This is a genomic window from Mesorhizobium sp. WSM4814, from assembly GCF_055811595.1.
The window spans coordinates 25,913-42,648 of the sequence record NZ_JBVVQT010000003.1; the positions used below are offsets into that span (position 1 = coordinate 25,913).

Genomic DNA, 16,736 nt, shown 5'->3' on the forward strand with positions numbered 1-16,736 from the left:
ACTACTGACCAGTCTGGTCCGCCATATTCAGCGGATCAGCAGCGCTGTGCCGAAAAGTCCGAGCGCGAACACAGTATGCGATACGAGGTTGAGGGCGCGGATCTGCATCGGGTTGGGGCGCTTTGACGCGGCCCAGCCGGCGCCCATGCCGGGCGCCAGCAGGAACCAGCCGGCGCCTACGGTGACGATGCCGAGGATGAAGGCCGGCAGGAAGGTCGGCGCGGCCATCCACGCCGCTCCCGCCAAAACGGCCAAAACGATGCCGTAGACGATGCCGACAAAATAGTGGAAGGCCCAGCCCAGCGCCGATTCATGCGCATAGGGTGCTGCCTCGCCGATATCGTCATGGAAGACCTTGCCGTCCCTCAGGTGCCAGACCCAGCGACCAACCAGTCCCCAGTTCGGCCGAGGCTGAGCAAACACCGTGTTCAGGAAAATCGCCCAGAGGTCCATGAGCGCCGTGGCGCCGATGCCGATCGCCACAGCGCGCCAGAAGTGGTCAAACATCATTGAGGTCCCCTAAAAGCAGGCAATTCCCGAACAGCGTTCTTTGCACGCCCAATTGGACGCGCGGCTGCCGAAACGAGCGCGATCGTCAGGCCAAAGGACCGCGGCAACCTCGGCCTATGCTGTCGCCAAAACGGAAAGCTGTCCGAGAATGTGAGCAGCACCGGATTCATCAACGCCAGGCTTTGTCTCGACATTGAGCGCGGCGACCTTGCCGTCGTCGACGATCATCGAAAACCGCTTCGAGCGCAGCCCCATGCCACCGCCGGAAAGGTCGGCGTCGAGACCGATCGATTTGACGAAATCGCCATTGCCGTCGGCAAGATAGAGGATCTTGCCTTCACCGCCGCTGAAGCGGGCCCAGGCGCCCATCACGTGGACATCGTTGACGGCGACGACGGCGATGGTGTCGACGCCGCGCGCCAGGATGGCGTCGTAATTGTCCAGAAAGCCGGGCAGATGGTTGTTGGAGCAGGTCGGCGTGAAGGCGCCGGGAACAGCGAACAGCACCACCTTCTTTCCCGAGAAAATCTCGGCCGTCGTGATCGCTTTTGCGCCGTCGGCAGTCATCGTCTTGAAGGTCGCTTGGGGCAGCTTGTCGCCAACGGCAATCATCATCGTGGTCCTCGTTTTGACAAATGGAAGGGAGTGTCCTTGCGATAGCGAATTCAGCCGTTTCCCGCAACTGTCGGGGTGGCCGGAGCAAGGGATGTTCGATCTGAACATCCTTTGCTGGGGATCAAGGGAACGGCAGCAGGCCTTCGACGGCGCCGGCCGCAGTTGTCAGCGTGTAGTAAAGTCCGCCATCCGTCGGCGTCGTCGTCGGTCTGTCGAGGATCGGCACGGTAAACACCAGCTTGCCGTCCTTTTCGCTGCGGGCCGGCACGCCGAACATGTAGTCCCGCTCGCCGGCGACGAAGAAATCCGCTGCTTTGGGATTGCCCGGAAAGCTCGCCTCGACAATCAGTGTCGCGCGGTCGCCCGGCAGGATCTTGACGCCGAAATCGGGTCTTGCGGGAGCAGGCAGCGTTGCAAGCGCCGCCTTCACCAAAGCGGCGTCTTCGACATTGTCCGGATCGGAGCCCGGATCGATGGTCAACTTTGTTTGCACCGGGATGCAGATCGTCTCACAAATTCCGAGAAAGATATCGGCAACGATGACGGCCGGCTCGTTCGGCGCCGACAGCGTGAACGTTACCGGCAGCGAAACCGGATGGTCGTAGCCGGCCCATTTGCCGGAGCCGTCGTTGTGGCGCTGGGGTGGTGGAAACGAAAACGTCGCGTTGGCAATGTTGGTGCTGGCCGAGATATCGATTTGCGGCGGCACGCCCGCGTCGCCCGGGTCGCGCCAGTAGGTTTTCCAGCCAGGCTTGAGCGAAATATCGAGGACGCCATGGATGCGTCCGGCTGTGTCGGGCTTGCCGCTGGTCACAAGGCGTACTTTGCCGCCTTCGCTTTCGTACCAGATCGACGAGGAGGCTGCGGCGGGAAGACCGGTTCCACATCCGACAGCGGCGCTGAGCAGCAGGACTTTCAAGCTTTGCATGGCGGTGATTTGAGCGTCCGTTCATGGCTGCGCAATGACTTCATGGCGTCGCTGCTATCATATTTGCGTGACCTCGGGCACAGCTTTGCGTGTCTTGGATGCACATCTGCGACCAAATCGCGCGCGGCGCATCTTTTCGGCGCTCCAGAAACGCGTTACGCTCCCCGCATGGACTTGTTGCGCCACAAGAAGATGGCTGCGGGACGCGGCTTTCTCGACGACCAGTTCCTGATTGCCATGCCCGGCATGAAGGACGACCGCTTCACGCGCTCCGTCATCTATATTTGCGCGCACAGCGACGAAGGCGCGATGGGCCTGGTCATCAACCAGACACAGCAGATGCTGTTTCCGGATCTGCTCGTGCAACTCGGCATCATGAACGAACAGGAGGCGATCCGCTTGCCCGCGCAGGCCCGCGACTTCGTCGTCCGCAACGGCGGACCGGTGGACCGCAGCCGCGGCTTCGTCCTGCATTCGGGCGACTACCGGGTGGAATCGTCGCTGGCCGTCTCCGACGACATTTGCCTGACCGCGACCGTCGACATATTGCGCGCCATTTCGTCGGGCCGCGGGCCTCGGCACGCGCTGATGGCGCTCGGCTATTCGGGCTGGGGCGCCGGTCAGCTGGAAAGCGAAATCGCCGAGAACGGTTGGCTGACCTGCCCGGCAAATGCGGAGCTTCTGTTCGATACCGACATCGAGCGCAAATACGACCGGATACTCGCTTCGATCGGTATCGACCTCGCGCATCTCAGCCTGGCCGCCGGTCACGCCTAATGCATGTCGCGCAAAAGCATGCCCTCGGGCTTGACCCGTGGGTGTGTAGCGGTTTTGCGATAGCGACATGCATAAAACGACAACCTAAAGCGCGTCGCGTGAGGCCGATCAACGCGACGCGCTTTAGAAGTGAAAACCCTATACCTGGCTGGTTACCGCCGCATTGCCATCGCCAGCCGTTTGCCCAGATCGTAGACGAGATTCTCGAAACCCGACGTCCAGGACAGGTCAGCCTGTTTCACGCGCGTTTCGACATCGCTGTATTTGCCGATGCGGGCTTCCAGGAAGGAGCGCAGGCGCTGGTGAAACTGGCCGACGGTGAGCTGTTTTCCCTCGGCCTTGAAGATCGCAATATTGAAGCGTGCCGCCTTGGGGAAGATTGTGCTGGCCGTGGCATTGGGCTTCTCATCGGCATTCGACAGGAGCGCTGCTGCCCCGTTGGTGCCAAGGAAATGGGGGAGGTAGAGATCCCTTTCATCCATGGCCTTCTCAAGACGAGCTTCGATGCGTTGCTTGGCCGCGAGAAGGTTCTTGGCCGCAAGTGCCGCCGACAGATAGGGATCGCGCCTGAATTCAAGGATGCGCTGTTCTTCGGCCTTGTCCTCGACGAAATGGTATTCGCGCTTGCCCTCGGGGCGGGTCCGGATCAGTTCCGCTTCGTCGCCCAGGCCGAATTCTGCACCGTACCTCTTCACCGCCTCGAGCCATGTCTGGTCGAGGAATTGCATAAGACCAAGCGCCGACCCTTTAGACGGGCGATTGTTGATGTCGAAGGAGGATTCCTTCTCGGCGATCGCAAAAAGCGTGTCGGCAGGAAATTGGGTGTCCTTGGCTGCACGAAGGATTTCGCTGGCGATGTGCTGCGACACCTTGTACTCGCCGAACTCGTGCATCGACATGCCGAGGACGATCTGTTCCGCGCCTTGGGAAAGGATGGAGACGGTGCCCTTCAATGCCTGGGCCAGCGTGCGTTCTCCCTCGCGTCCAGAGGTCGATATGGTGTCTGGATCGATGATGTCGAACTCGGGCGCGGCCGAGGGAAAACTCAGAGCCGAGAACGGAACAGCAGTGGCAACCGCGGCTTCGGTCACGCCGTTGACCAGGACTCCCGAATAGACCGGCCATGGCATGGCTGCCACGGTCGCCGCCAGGCCAAGCCCCGCCATCCTTTTCGACAAAGGCCGTCCGCCCGAAAGGACGAAGGCTCCGCAAGCAAAGAATTCAAATGTTCTTTGGAGTGACGCCAGGTCCCCCTCCGTTCCTTGTCTAGCCGCCCAGATATTTTGGGACAGGTCTATTTCCAACGTTGAGCCGTCAACGTCGAAAAAGACAAGAAGAACGGTCAGTGCTTCATTCAACTAGTCATGGATAATGGCGGCACAATGGCCACAGTGCGGCAAAATAATTCGAAATGTAAAACAAGCTGGTTTTAATCGAGCGCTGCGTAGCCGATGCGTTGCTTGTGAAGCCTCTCGATCGCGAGCAGAAATTTCCCTGAGGTGGTCTGCCCTCGACCGCAGCCGGGCAATCCTTTCGGTTCTCGAACGGCAGATTGTGAATGAGCAGCCATTCTCGGCACAATACACGATCGAACGAGTCCGCAGCTGGTGAGAGATCATTTAGCCTTTGGCTGTCGCCAGATTGGTGCTGAGCTCGAAGGCCAGTCCCGACCCGATCGTGTATGGCTGCAGCACGGGCGCACTCCCGCTCACGATCGCCTCCACGACGCGCTTGCGTTCCTGATCACCCAATTCCTTGGCTGACGAACTCATCCCGACCAGCGCCATCGTATTCAAATGCAGGAAAGGTACGCCTTCCCCGAAATGGATGGTGCGCGAAACAATCCTCGATCGGACCTCGTGGAAGCCGGCGTCTCGCAGCAGCGCCTCAAGTGGAGCCGCTTCCCCGAAGCTGTACCGCTGATCGGCGATGGCGCCCAGATGGCGCTCTGCGACGCGGCGCAGGTCGCGAAAGAACGGGATTTCGTCGTCCGGGCGCCACGTGGCGATTGCCAGCCTGCCACCCTTCGTCAGCGCGCGACGCATCTGCGCCGCCGCCGCGGGTTTGTCAGGAAAGAACTGCAGTCCTTGCTGGCAGACGACCACGTCGAACGTCTCACCACTACGCAGAGGCAACTCGCCGGCATTGCCCTGGCGCCAGTCGACGGCTGGTTCTACAGCCCGCGCCACGGCAAGCATGTCCGCGCTGACGTCGACACCGACGATAAATCCGGCTCCACCGAGCCGCTCTCTTGCAACGCGCGCCACTATTCCTGTTCCACAAGCGATATCGAGTACGCGATCGCCTGAAGACAATTCCAACTCGTCAAGAGCCATCTCGGCCCATGGACGGAAGAGAGGGCCGACGAGCCACCGCTCGTACATCTCCGGGAAACTTACCTGGTTCATTGCGTAGTTTCCATCCGACCATTGTGACCCTTCACCCGCGCTAGATCCAACGGGACCCATCGCACCTGAACAATCTATGCGGCTTTCGGGCAGTCAGGCTCGCATAGGCGAAGCGGCCGAAGAATGAGGGTCCGCGCCTGGCGTTTCGAGGATCCGAAAGGCGCGACCAGGCTCGGCAACGTGGCCCTGACTTCAGGCGTTGCTTTCAGCCGTTTTCAACCGTCTGTAGCGAGCAGGGCGCATGACTATGGCAGATCTACTCCACCGGCACCAACAGGTGCTCGCAAGGCGCGTCGGGCCACGTCTGGCGCCATAGAATGACGTTCTGCGTCGACGAGAAGCGAAAACCCTTCAGCGGGCTTTGGACCTTCAGCCAGAGCGCTCCGTCGGGATGGCAACACTCTTCGCATCACGCGGCTTCGCCGCGTGCAAGGGCCGCCGCCTGCTCCAGACTCACGCCCTTGACCAGGGGGTCTGCGTGCCGATGCACCAGGCGCCATTCCGCCTCTTCGCGGCGATAGACCAAGGTAACCCGCAGCGGCCAATCCTGGGCCGGCAGACCGCCGACCTCGACATGCGGGCGTTCAATGATCGCGAGGACCACCATGTCGGCGGAACCATAGGTTTGAAGAAGTTCGTGCTCGAAGGTCCCGTTCTTGAAAAAGCGGCCCATCGCCTCGATCCGCTCCGCAGTCAGTTCAGAAGCCCGCGTGGGCTTTCCGCCGAATGGAGACATCAGCAGGAAGTCCCCGGTATGTGGGATCACCTCGTAGTACTTCGTTATCTCCCCGCGCATCAGCGCCGAATTTGCTTCCGCAGAACGCTCGACGAGATCGGCAACCGTCTGGTCCATGGCAGGCTCCGCAAGAGCCTGTGCCGAGGCGTTCGTTAATCTTGCAGCTTCTGACAATGCCACGCCAGCGCTTGCTGCGGCGAGAAGGGAACGTCGTGATACTGGCATGCGGGTGGCTCCTGCATCTGTTTCCGATGCGAAGCGCGCCTTGCGCTGCTCCGCTTGCTCAGGAGATCGCACTTCGATGATGCTGAATCCAGTGATATGATTTCATCGACATGCTGAACAGGATTGATCTCAACCTCCTCGTTCTGTTTGCGATCGTGCACGACGAGTGCCACGTGGGCCGAGCGGCCGAAAGGTTATCAGCAAAGCTCAAGCCTCAGCGCTAAACGCCTAGCCTGGCCAATCGAACGTCTGGGCAGCTCGGACCATTGCCGCCGTCGCCGGGCTATAGGGCCGGCCGGGAATGCTAGCCAGGGACACCGTGCGTGCCACCGCGGGTTCGATCAGCGGACGCTGCAAAAGTTCAGGCGATGTCACCGAATATTCAGGCATGAAGGCGAAGCCGATCCGCGCCAGCACCATTGATTGGATCCAATCCTCGCGCTCGGAACGAAAGCGGGCATAAAGGCTGACGTTTCTTTCCCGGCACGCACCCATTACCAGGTCCCGCATTTCGCAGGACAGACGATCGACATAGGGTTCTTGAGAGAGATCGACCAACTTGATTGCATTGAGGCTCGCAAGCCGATGATCCGGCGCGAATACGACGACGTAACGCTCACTGTAGAGATCATGGACGCGGAACGCCGCTCCCAATCCCTCCAGCGGATTGAGAACGGCAACATCGAGATCGCCTTGCTCGAGCCTGTTTTTCAGTTCCTGAACGCTCGCCTCGCTAACTTCAAGCTCGACGCCATGATAGTCGCGCTGGAACTTTGCGAGGAACCGGGCGAGTTTCACATGGCCGATGGTCGACATGACGCCGAGGCGGATCGGCACCTGGTTGAGCAGCCTGAAATTGTCGGCAAGCGTTCTGGTTGCGTGGGCCTCCTGCATGATCTGCTGAAGATGCGGCAGAATGGAGCGCCCGAACTCACTCAGGAGGACGCGCTTTCCCTCGCGGTGGAACAAGGGCGCGCCAAGCTCATCCTCGAGCGTCTTGACCGCTTTGGTGAGCGCCGGCTGAGACACGTTGCAATCGGAGGCGGCTTTGGTGAAGTTCAGCATCTTCGCGGCGGCAAGCACGTAGCGGACCTGAAACATCTCCATGGCGAGCCCTCCCGAGGCGGTTCCACGAAACGACATTGTAATCCTTTCATCGATAACTGTCGGCTATCGATCGATAGAAAAAATGTCGTTCTCTTTCGCCCGCAGCTGCGTTCAACTCCTGTGGTCACTTTTCACAGGAGGAGATCTGGAAATGACTGTCTACATGGTGGAACGCGACCTCAAGGGCATCAGCATGGAAGCTCTGGGAAATGCGCAGAAGGCGGCGATCAGCAAAGCCGCCGAGATGACCTCCAACGGCACCGACATCAGTTATCTGCGCTCGACCTTCGCACCGGAGGACGGGCGCTGCATGTGCCTGTTTGACGCTGCCTCCGATGTCGACGTGAAGCGTCTAAACGACGATGCGGGGCTGCCCTATCACAGAATCGTGCCGGCGCTCGATCTTACCCCATAGGGCCGGCGCGACCGGGCTCGTGATGGCTGTCCGGGCCCGGTGTTCTTGCGGAGTTATGCAGCGCGCCAGTTTGAATCTTTGGAACGACGGAAGGGCCAAGACGTTCGTGCTGCATCCGCCAGGAGAGTCGGAGCATGTTTGGCAATTCGGGCACCCTTCCTCTGCCTCGCCTGCTTGAGCGTCGTGTGGACACCCTTGCGCTGTCGTTCATGCGCCAGCGGCTCGGATCTCAGATGGACTTCTCGACCCCGCAGGGCGAGCCGGCGCTGTTGCCGCCCAACTCGGTGTCGTGGCGTATTTTCAAGAACCCGGTTGCGCTGTTCATCGGCGGGGCTACCGCGGTGTTGCTCGAATTGGCAGAGCCGCGGGTTCGCGACGCCATTTGGCAGCACAGCACATTCCGCTCCGACGCGCTCCGACGATTACGGCGCACCGGCCTCGCCGCCTTGGTCACGGTCTACGGTCCCCGGACCAAGGCCAAGGCCATGATTGAAGGCGTGGTCAGGATGCATGGGCGCGTTTCAGGCCGAACCAGCGAAGGTGAGCCATACCACGCCACCGACCCGGAGTTGCTGGACTGGGTGCAAGCGACGGCCGGGTTTGGCTTCATGGAGGCCTATCACGTCTATGTGCATCGACTGCGTTTTTTCGAACGGGATGCGATGTTCGCCGAGGCTCGCCCCGTCGCGCTTCTCTATGGTGCGGTTGACGCGCCCACGTCGCAGGCCGAGCTTTACGCGCTGTTCGACGCGATGAGGCAAAGACTCGTCGCATCGCCGATCATCCTGGAATTCCTGCAGATCATGGAAGACGTTCCCGTCTTGCCAGGAATGGCTCAACCGCTTCAGCGGCCATTTCTGAAGGCGGCTGTCGAGATCCTGCCCCGCTGGGTCCGCAAGCGGTTGGCACTCGGCGACCACTGGACGTTGAAGCCGTGGGAGCGTGCTTTTGTGAAGACGACGGCTGCAATCTGCGAGCGCATCGTGCTCCCTTCATCTCCGGCCGTCCAGTCGTGCCGTCGCCTCGGTCTTCCCGAGAACTATCTCTATCGCCGACAGAAGGCACCTAGACACGAGCAGCACGGTCGCGATCATGCGGGATTTGATGCCCGCATAGGGGAAAGCGACGGGTTAAAAGTGCGGCAATGGCCGCCCTAAGGGCGCGTATCTCGTGTTGGGGAATGTCCAGTGAAGGGCCCGAAAGCGACGATCAGCGGAGCCGGAACTTCCTATCATTTCGACCTGGCAGGCTGTCGGACATGCTCCGCTGGTAGCCGCCCAGCAAGTTCCCTCGCGATCCTGTTCAGGGCGTCGCGAGGCCGGTCCCGCGACGAGCCGCATCGACGCTCCACGCGCCGCCTCCCGCGAAAAAGAAGTACAGGAAAATGAAGCAGTAGAGGATCGACGAGTCGCCCTCGTTGACAACCGGAAAGAAGTTTTGCGGCGCATGCGCCATGAAATAGGCGACCGCCATGTTGCCGGACAGAATGAACGCGACGGGCCGGGTGAAGAGTCCGAGGGCAAGCAGCGCGCCTCCGATCAGCTCGATCAATGCCTGGATCACAATAAGCCCCGACAGTTGCATCGGCTCGGGAGCGGGCGGAAAATTGAAGAGCTTTTGAGTTCCGTGCTCCAGAAACAGCAGCGCCGACATGATCCTCACGACGCTTAACCACACCGGAGCCCAGGCAGAAATCTTGTCGAAATTCATCAGTTGGGCCTCCATCATGACCCGGTGATTCCGGGCAGCAGGCTGAATTATCAGCGGGTCAGCTCTTCGCACCGATTTCGCGAAGTCGGTATGATGCACAGCGCGAGCCGTAAACCAATACTCCCAGTTCACAGTCGCGTGACCGCCGGTCGTACTTTTGATGGAGTGCCGAGCCGCGGGAGCTGAGACCTTGCCGATGCGCTCCAGCGGGTGCCAATCGCCAGGCTCATGCCGCTCAAAAAGGGCAGCGGTTTTGGGACAACGACATGAACAAGATCAAGCCCGGGTCAGCGGATACTGTTCCTTCAGCGTCCTCAGCACCTGATCGCCGGGCATCGGCGCGCCGAACATGAAGCTCTGCACATATTCGCAGCCCATCTGGCGCAGCTCGAGCGCATCGCTTTCGTCCGAAATGCCCTCGGCCACGACCGAAAGGCCGAGTTCATGCGCCATGTTGACCATCGATTTGAGCAGCACCGCGCGCTTCGGTGTGGTGTCGTCGACAAAGCTCTTGTCGATCTTGATCGTGTCGAAGGGAAAGCGCGTCAGATAGGCCAGCGATGAGTAGCCGGTGCCGAAATCGTCCAGCGACAGGCCGATGCCAAGCTTCTTCAGCTTGTTCAGCACATGGGCTGTCTGCTCGGGATTGTCCATCACCAGCGATTCGGTGAGCTCGAGCCGGAAACAGCGCGGCTTCAGATTGGCCCGCGCGATCACCGAGCGGACGTCGCTGACCAGATCGCGGCGGATGAGCTGTCGGCTGGACAGGTTGACCGAAACCGACAGCGGCGCGTCGCCGATCTGCTTTTGCCATCCCGCCAGATCTTCGGCGGCCTGTTGCATGGCGAACAAGCCAAGCTGCACGATCAGGCCGCAGCTCTCGGCGACCGGGATGAAATCGCCTGGCGGGATCATGCCGCGACGCGGATGATCCCAGCGCAAAAGCGCCTCGAAGCCGGCGACACTGCCGTCTTCCAGCCGCACGATGGGCTGGTAGGCGAGTGTGAATTCGCGCCGTTCGATGGCGCGGCGCAGGTCGGACTCGAACTGCAGCCGGTCGGTGCCGACGGTCCGGAAGGCGGGTCGGAACGGTTCGATCCTGTCGCCGCCAAAACGCTTGGCCTGGTGCATGGCAAGCTCGGCGTCCTTGACCATGTCCTCGGCCGAACTCTGCGCCGAGGTCCAGGTGACCAGACCGATCGAGGCGGTCAGCACGATCTCGCGCTTGGCAAAGGTAATCGGATTGTTGATCGCATGCTTGATGGCATCGGCAACGGCTGCGATGCGGGCCGGGTCCTGCTCGGAAAGCAGCATCAGCGCGAACTGGTCGCCGGCAAAGCGCGACAGCGAATCCTTCGGCTTGAGCAGCCGGTGCAGCCGGCGCGCAACAGTGAGCAGGATGGTATCGCCGGCCGAGATGCCGAGCCCGTCATTGACCTGCTTGAACCGGTCGATGTCGATGACGAAGACGGTGGGACGGACCTTCTCTTCGGTGCGCGCGATCGAGATGATCGCCTCCAGCCGGTTCATAAGCAATTCGCGGTTCGGCAGGCCGGTCAGATTGTCGTGCACGGCATCGTGCAACAGCCTCTCCTCGGACTTCTTCTGCTCCGTCACGTCGACCATGGTGCCGACGCAGCGGATGACCTCGCCGTCCGATCCGATCACCGGCCGGGCGCGCAGCGAAAACCAGTGATAGTGCCCGTCGGCGCCGCGCAGGCGGAAATTCTGCGACACCCGGCCGCGCCGGTGTTCGAGCACCACGTCGAGCGTCGTACGGAAGGTGTCGCGGTCGTCGGCATGGAGTACCGGCAGCCAGTTGCGGGCAGCGCCGCCCAGGCTGTCGGGCGCAAGGCCAAGCTGGATGCTGACATCCGGCTTGGTGACGACGCGGTCGCGCATCACGTCCCAGTCCCACACCGTGTCGCCCGATCCGGCCACGGCCAGCGCCTGCCGTTCGAGATCGGAGAAAAGGCCCTGATGCAGCGCACCGCCGGCAAAGGCGTGCTGCATGACGGTGAAGCCGATGAGCAGGATGATGAGGATCAGCCCGCCGCCCAGTGCCGGCTGGGCGATGTCATTGTCGAGCATGCCGGTGATCGCCATCCACGACCCGCATAGCCACAACAGCACCATGACCCAACTGGGCACCAGCATGATGGCACGGTCGTAGCCGCGTATGCCGAGGAAGATGATCAGGCCGAGGCCGGTCAGCGCGGTGGCGGCAAAGGACAGCCTGGCGATGCCGGCGGCGACCGCCGGGTCGACGATTGCAACGCCGGCGATCAGCAACAGCCCCAGAATCCAGACCAGCGCGCCGTAGCTGAAATGGCCGTGCCATCTGTTGAGGTTGAGATAGGCGAACAGGAACACCACGAAGGTCGCTGCAAGCGCCACCTCCGTTCCGGCCCGCCACATCTGCTCGTTGCCGGGCGATATTTCCAGGACCTTGTTGAGAAAGCCGAAATCGATGCAGATATAGGCGAGCACCGCCCAGGCGAGTGCTGCGGTTGCCGGGAACATCGAGGTCCCCTTGACGACGAAAAGGATGGTCAGGAACAGCGCCAGGAGGCCGGCGATGCCGATGACGATGCCGCGAAACAGCGTGTAGGAATTGACCGAATCCTTGTAGGATTCCGGCTCCCAAAGATAGACCTGCGGCAGTTTGGGCGACGCCAGTTCGGCAATGAAGGTGATCACCGTTCCGGGGTTCAGCGTCACCCGGAACACATCAGCGTCGGGGCTGCTCTGGCGGTCAAGCGCGAAGCCCTCGCTGGGCGTGATCGCGGCAATCCGGGTCGAGCCGAGATCCGGCCAGAAGATACCGGAATTCACCAGCCGGAAATGCGGTGCGACGATCAGCCTGTCGAGCTGCTGGTCGGTGGTGTTGGCAAGCGCGAACACCGCCCAGTCGCCGGTCGAGCGCGCATCATTGGCCTCGACCTCGATGCGCCGCACGATGCCGTCCGGTCCCGGAGCAGTCGACACCTGAAAATTCTCGCCCTGGTTGCGGTAGATTTCGACGGCGCCCGAAAGGTCGAGCGCCACATCGTCTCGGGCAATCTTGATCGGTTCGACGGCGAAGGCCGAGGACGCCGCGCAGAGCACGACGATTGCCGTCAGCACAAAGGCGAACAACGACCCGATTCGCAGGAAATTCGTCAAAATCAGTCCTTCGTTTCCGCGCCCGGCGGATCGTCCTCGATCCGGGCGTAGAGGTAGTGGTCCTGCCAGATGCCGTTGATCCTGAGATAGGATCGGAGAAGTCCTTCGCGCCGGAATCCGGCTTTTTCAAGCACGCGGATCGACCGGGCGTTGTCGGGAATACAGGCAGCTTCGATCCGGTGCAACCTCAGCGTATCGAAGGCGAAGCGCGTCACCACCTTGACCGCGTCGGTCATCAGGCCACGGCCGCTGTAGCGCTCGCCGATCCAGTAGCCGATATGGCCGCTTTGCGCGACGCCGTGGCGGATATTGCCGAGGGTGATTCCACCGACAAGCTTGGTGTTGCTTTTGTCGAAGATGAAGAAGGCTATGGCCGTTCCCTGCGCATAGTCTTCGCGATAGCGGCTGAGGCGATGCCGCCAGGCCGTGCGGTCGAGCTCGTCGGGGTTCCAGCGCGGCTCCCACGGCTCCAGGAAGGCGCGGCTTTCCCCGCGCAGCACCGACCATTCCCGATAGTCGTTGGTCAGCGGCACGCGCAGCGTGACCCGGTCACCCTTCAGTGCCGGCAGGTCACGGCGAAAGAAAGGGAGCGCGAACATGACGCTTTGATGGACTTAGCCGGCGAGCTTTCGGGCCGTGGTCTGCGTGCCCGAAAGCGACTCGAGGACCGCCTCATAGGGAGCGAGCGTGCCCACCGGTCCGACGGCAGTCAGCGTCGGCTTGGTCGAAAACAGCCGTGACGAAAGGTCCGTCAACCGCTCGACCGTCAGCGCCGACAGCCGTTCCATCAGCTCTTCCTTGGCGATCGGCCGGCCGAACAGAAGCATTTGCCGGGCGATCTGCGAGGCGCGGCTGGCTGGGCTTTCGGCAGACATGATCAGGCCTGCACGGTACTGGGCGCGTGCCCGGTCGAGTTCCTCCTGCAGGATGTTCTCGCCGACCTTCTGCAACTCGCCGATGACCACCGGCACCAATTCGGCGATGTCGCTCTGCCCGGTCGCGGCATGGACGCCGAATATGCCGGTATCGGAAAAACCCCAGTGGAAGGCATAGACCGAATAGCACAGCCCGCGCTTTTCACGGACCTCCTGGAAAAGACGCGACGACATGCCGCCGCCTAGGATCATCGACAGGACCTGCGAGGCGTAGAAGTCGCGTACATGATAGGCGCGGCCCTCGAACCCCAGCACGATCTGCGCGTCCATCAGGTCGCGGTCCTCGCGGAAATCGCCGCCGACATATTGCGCATATTGCGGCATGGTGTTGTCGGACTTGCTGCGGAAACCGCCGAGATGCTTCTCGACCTCGCGCACGAAGTTGTCGTGCTTGATGTCGCCGGCGGCAACGACCACCATGCGCTCGGCGCCATATTGCCGTTCGATGAATTTGTGCAATTGCTTCGAGGTGAAGGATTTGACGGTTTCCGGCGTGCCGAGGATGGAGCGGCCGATCGTCTGGTGGCGGAAGGCCGTCTCGGTGAAGTGGTCGAATACGACGTCGTCGGGTGTATCGTGTGCGGCGCCGATCTCCTGCAGGATCACATGCTGCTCGCGCTCCAGTTCCTGCGGGTCGAACTCGGATTCCTGCAGGATGTCGGACAGGATATCGACGGCCAGGGGCACGTCGTCGCTCAGCACCCTGGCATAATAGGAGGTGGTCTCGACACTGGTGGCGGCATTGATCTCGCCGCCGACATCCTCGATTTCGGAGGCGATCTCGAAGGCGCTGCGCCTTCTGGTTCCCTTGAACGCCATGTGTTCAAGCAGGTGGGCCATCCCGTGCTCTTCGCTACGCTCATTGCGGGCGCCTGATTTGATCCAGGCGCCAAGAGCGACGGATTCGAGGCTTGGAAGGGTTTCGGTGGCGACTGTCAGGCCGTTCGACAGACGGCTTACCTCAACACCCATATAGCTGATACTCCCTAATTTGCCGCCCGCGTGTGGCGGCTAACATAATCTTCCACCATTTTCAGGTCGGATGGAAGTACCGTGTATTTTTCCTCTGAAGTCATCAACCCGCCTAGCCATGCGGGCAGGGCAGGCGACACGCCGCTGGACGCTTCGACGGCGGCCGGGAACTTTGCCGGATGGGCGGTGCCCAGCACCACCATGGGTACGGCATTGGTGGCTCTTGCAACCGCGACGTGCATGGCCGCGGCCGTGTGCGGGTCGAGCAGATAGTTGCTGGCTGCGAGCGTCGAGCGGATCGTGGCGGCGACTTCGTCCATGGTCGAACGGCCGGCGTCGAATTCGGAGCGGATCCTGGCGATCTCGCCCGCTTCGATGGTGAAGGCGCCAGACTGCTTGAGGCCGCTCATGTAGCGCCGCACGGTAGAGGCATCGCGGCCGGCCGCCTCGAACAGCAAGCGCTCGAAATTCGAAGAGACCTGGATGTCCATCGACGGCGACGTGGTCGAAAAGACGCCTTTCGTGCGGTACTCGCCGCTCGACAGCGTGCGCGCCAGAATGTCGTTGTCGTTGGTTGCAATGATCAGCCGCTCGATCGGCAGCCCCATCTTCTTGGCGGCGTAGCCGGCGAAGATGTCGCCGAAATTGCCGGTCGGCACCGTGAACGAAATCGGCCGGTCGGGCGCGCCGAGCGACAGCGCCGATGAGAAGTAGTAGACGATCTGGGCCATGATGCGGGCCCAGTTGATCGAATTGACGCCGGACAACGAGACCCGGTCGCGAAAACCGTGATCGTTGAACATGTCCTTCACCAGGCCCTGACAATCGTCGAAATTGCCTTCGACCGCCAGCGCATGGACATTTGCGGCGATGGACGTCGTCATCTGCCGCTGCTGCACCGGCGAGACCCGGCCGTGCGGGAAAAGAACGAAGATGTTGGTGCGGTTGCGCCCGGCGAAGGCATCGATGGCGGCCCCGCCGGTATCGCCGGAGGTGGCGCCGACAATGCTGGCGCGCTGGTCGCGTTCGGCAAGCACATGGTCCATCAGCCGGGCGAGAAGCTGCATGGCGACGTCCTTGAAGGCAAGCGTCGGGCCATGAAAGAGTTCCAGAACGAACATGTTCGAGCCGGTCTGCACCAGCGGGCAGACCGCCTCGTGACGGAACGTCGCATAGGCTTCGCGCACCAGGCGTTCGAACACCGGCATCGCGATCTCGCCGCCGAGAAACGGCGACAGCACGCGGATGGCGAGGTCGGGATAGGCAAGGCCGCGCATCGCGCGGATCTCAGCTGCCGAAAACTGCGGCCAGGTTTCAGGGACATAAAGTCCGCCATCGCGCGCCAAACCCGCCAGCACAGCGTCGGAAAATCCAAGCACGGGCGCTTCCCCGCGGGTACTCACATAGCGCATCGTCATGTTCCATTGCTGCCGGGCGGTATGTCCGCGGCAAAGTGGTTAATTTCCGTACTTGCTCAGTCGCATTTTTGCCGCGCGGTTGATATACGTCACCCGCTTTGCGAGAGGGAAGTGCAGTTCATGGCGTTTCATACATTTAACGGTCGTTTTGTCGCGGGTCTGGCGCTCGCCGGCTTTATGCTTACCGCCGCCGGCTGCCAATCAGGCGGCAGTAGCATGCTGGGCTTCGGAAAGAAGGACACGACACCGCCACCACCGCCGGACCCCAAGGTTCTCGCCAGCCAATTGCTGGCCTATTGTCCGAAAGTGACGCTGCGCGACGGCACCGCCTTCTTCAACACCTATGCCAAGGGCAGCCAAAAGCCCAAGAAAAAAGCCGCCACCCTGGATGCAGAAGCTGCCGCGCTTGACGCGAGCAGCGGCCAGCAGGATGATTCCGCCAAGATCGTCTATCAGGCTTCGATCACCGATGTGACCCGCGACTGCATCCGCGCCAACGGCTCGCTGACGATGAAGATCGCCGTCGCCGGCAAGGTCGTTCCGGGACCGATGTTCAGCCCTGGCACCATCACCATGCCGATCCGTATCGCTGTGATGCATGGCAAGGAGGTCCTTTACTCGCAGCTTCATCAACATCAGGTCCAGGTTACCAATCCCTCGAGTGCCACCCAGTTCGTCTTCACCGATTCGAACGTTGTCGTTCCCGAGCCCACCGCGCGGGACTATCAGGTGTTCGCCGGCTATGACGAAGGCCCGCCGAAGAAGACCGACAAGAAGGTTGCCGCGGCCGAATAGCCGCGGCTTTGGATCTGCGC

The 16,736-nt window shown here is 61.5% G+C and carries 16 protein-coding genes; 4 read left to right on the forward strand and 12 right to left on the reverse strand.

Annotated elements, in window-relative coordinates:
- Positions 1–27: 27 nt before the first annotated feature.
- The 3 genes from AC0L2V_RS06580 to AC0L2V_RS06590 form a co-directional block, all read right to left on the reverse strand.
- Positions 28–507, reverse strand: a complete 480-nt coding sequence (locus AC0L2V_RS06580) for a DUF2938 domain-containing protein (RefSeq protein ID WP_473519886.1) — start codon at positions 505–507, stop codon at positions 28–30.
- Positions 508–624: 117 nt separating this feature from the next.
- The gene (locus AC0L2V_RS06585) at positions 625–1,125 is read right to left on the reverse strand and encodes a peroxiredoxin (protein ID WP_128179878.1); all 501 of its coding nucleotides are present in this window, start codon (positions 1,123–1,125) and stop codon (positions 625–627) included.
- A 121-nt stretch (positions 1,126–1,246) separates the two neighbouring features.
- On the reverse strand, positions 1,247–2,053 hold the full coding sequence (locus tag AC0L2V_RS06590; protein WP_473519712.1) for a protein-disulfide reductase DsbD domain-containing protein: 807 nt from the start codon (positions 2,051–2,053) through the stop codon (positions 1,247–1,249).
- A gap of 168 nt (positions 2,054–2,221) precedes the next feature.
- On the opposite strand from AC0L2V_RS06590, the gene AC0L2V_RS06595 reads away from it, so the two are divergent.
- Positions 2,222–2,830: a YqgE/AlgH family protein gene (locus AC0L2V_RS06595; protein ID WP_023799312.1), complete on the forward strand. Its 609-nt coding sequence runs from the start codon at positions 2,222–2,224 to the stop codon at positions 2,828–2,830.
- Positions 2,831–2,982: 152 nt separating this feature from the next.
- Here AC0L2V_RS06595 and AC0L2V_RS06600 read toward each other — a convergent pair whose 3' ends face one another.
- The 4 genes from AC0L2V_RS06600 to AC0L2V_RS06615 form a co-directional block, all read right to left on the reverse strand.
- Positions 2,983–4,008 (reverse strand): transglycosylase SLT domain-containing protein, encoded by a 1,026-nt coding sequence (locus AC0L2V_RS06600; RefSeq protein ID WP_473508697.1) that lies wholly within the window; start codon positions 4,006–4,008, stop codon positions 2,983–2,985.
- A gap of 441 nt (positions 4,009–4,449) precedes the next feature.
- Positions 4,450–5,238, reverse strand: a complete 789-nt coding sequence (locus AC0L2V_RS06605; protein WP_473519713.1) for a class I SAM-dependent methyltransferase — start codon at positions 5,236–5,238, stop codon at positions 4,450–4,452.
- 409 nt (positions 5,239–5,647) lie between these two features.
- On the reverse strand, positions 5,648–6,091 hold the full coding sequence (locus AC0L2V_RS06610; protein WP_473519714.1) for a nuclear transport factor 2 family protein: 444 nt from the start codon (positions 6,089–6,091) through the stop codon (positions 5,648–5,650).
- A gap of 336 nt (positions 6,092–6,427) precedes the next feature.
- Positions 6,428–7,306, reverse strand: a complete 879-nt coding sequence (locus AC0L2V_RS06615) for a LysR family transcriptional regulator (RefSeq protein ID WP_473519715.1) — start codon at positions 7,304–7,306, stop codon at positions 6,428–6,430.
- A gap of 151 nt (positions 7,307–7,457) precedes the next feature.
- Here AC0L2V_RS06615 and AC0L2V_RS06620 point away from each other — a divergent pair, with 151 nt between their 5' ends.
- A complete protein-coding gene (locus AC0L2V_RS06620; RefSeq protein WP_091595957.1) occupies positions 7,458–7,721 on the forward strand; it encodes a DUF4242 domain-containing protein in 264 nt (87 codons plus the stop codon).
- Positions 7,722–7,855: 134 nt separating this feature from the next.
- Complete coding sequence (locus AC0L2V_RS06625; RefSeq protein WP_091595955.1) at positions 7,856–8,878, forward strand: oxygenase MpaB family protein; 1,023 nt, start codon at positions 7,856–7,858, stop codon at positions 8,876–8,878.
- A 145-nt stretch (positions 8,879–9,023) separates the two neighbouring features.
- Here the strand turns inward: AC0L2V_RS06625 and AC0L2V_RS06630 are convergent, their stop codons facing one another.
- The 5 genes from AC0L2V_RS06630 to thrC all read right to left on the reverse strand — a co-directional run bounded on the left by AC0L2V_RS06630 (position 9,024) and on the right by thrC (position 15,915).
- Positions 9,024–9,431 carry a DoxX family protein gene (locus AC0L2V_RS06630; RefSeq protein ID WP_031254957.1) on the reverse strand — a complete coding sequence of 136 codons (408 nt, stop codon included), beginning with the start codon at positions 9,429–9,431 and terminating at the stop codon, positions 9,024–9,026.
- Positions 9,432–9,707: 276 nt separating this feature from the next.
- Positions 9,708–12,596 carry an EAL domain-containing protein gene (locus tag AC0L2V_RS06635; protein ID WP_128245649.1) on the reverse strand — a complete coding sequence of 963 codons (2,889 nt, stop codon included), beginning with the start codon at positions 12,594–12,596 and terminating at the stop codon, positions 9,708–9,710.
- A gap of 2 nt (positions 12,597–12,598) precedes the next feature.
- A complete protein-coding gene (locus tag AC0L2V_RS06640; protein WP_473519716.1) occupies positions 12,599–13,195 on the reverse strand; it encodes a GNAT family N-acetyltransferase in 597 nt (198 codons plus the stop codon).
- Between the two features lie 15 nt (positions 13,196–13,210).
- Positions 13,211–14,503 (reverse strand): M16 family metallopeptidase, encoded by a 1,293-nt coding sequence (locus tag AC0L2V_RS06645; RefSeq protein ID WP_023799302.1) that lies wholly within the window; start codon positions 14,501–14,503, stop codon positions 13,211–13,213.
- Between the two features lie 14 nt (positions 14,504–14,517).
- Positions 14,518–15,915 carry a threonine synthase gene (thrC, locus tag AC0L2V_RS06650; RefSeq protein ID WP_473519717.1) on the reverse strand — a complete coding sequence of 466 codons (1,398 nt, stop codon included), beginning with the start codon at positions 15,913–15,915 and terminating at the stop codon, positions 14,518–14,520.
- A gap of 126 nt (positions 15,916–16,041) precedes the next feature.
- Here thrC and AC0L2V_RS06655 point away from each other — a divergent pair, with 126 nt between their 5' ends.
- Positions 16,042–16,716 carry a hypothetical protein gene (locus AC0L2V_RS06655; protein ID WP_027152380.1) on the forward strand — a complete coding sequence of 225 codons (675 nt, stop codon included), beginning with the start codon at positions 16,042–16,044 and terminating at the stop codon, positions 16,714–16,716.
- The last annotated feature ends 20 nt before the right edge of the window (positions 16,717–16,736 follow it).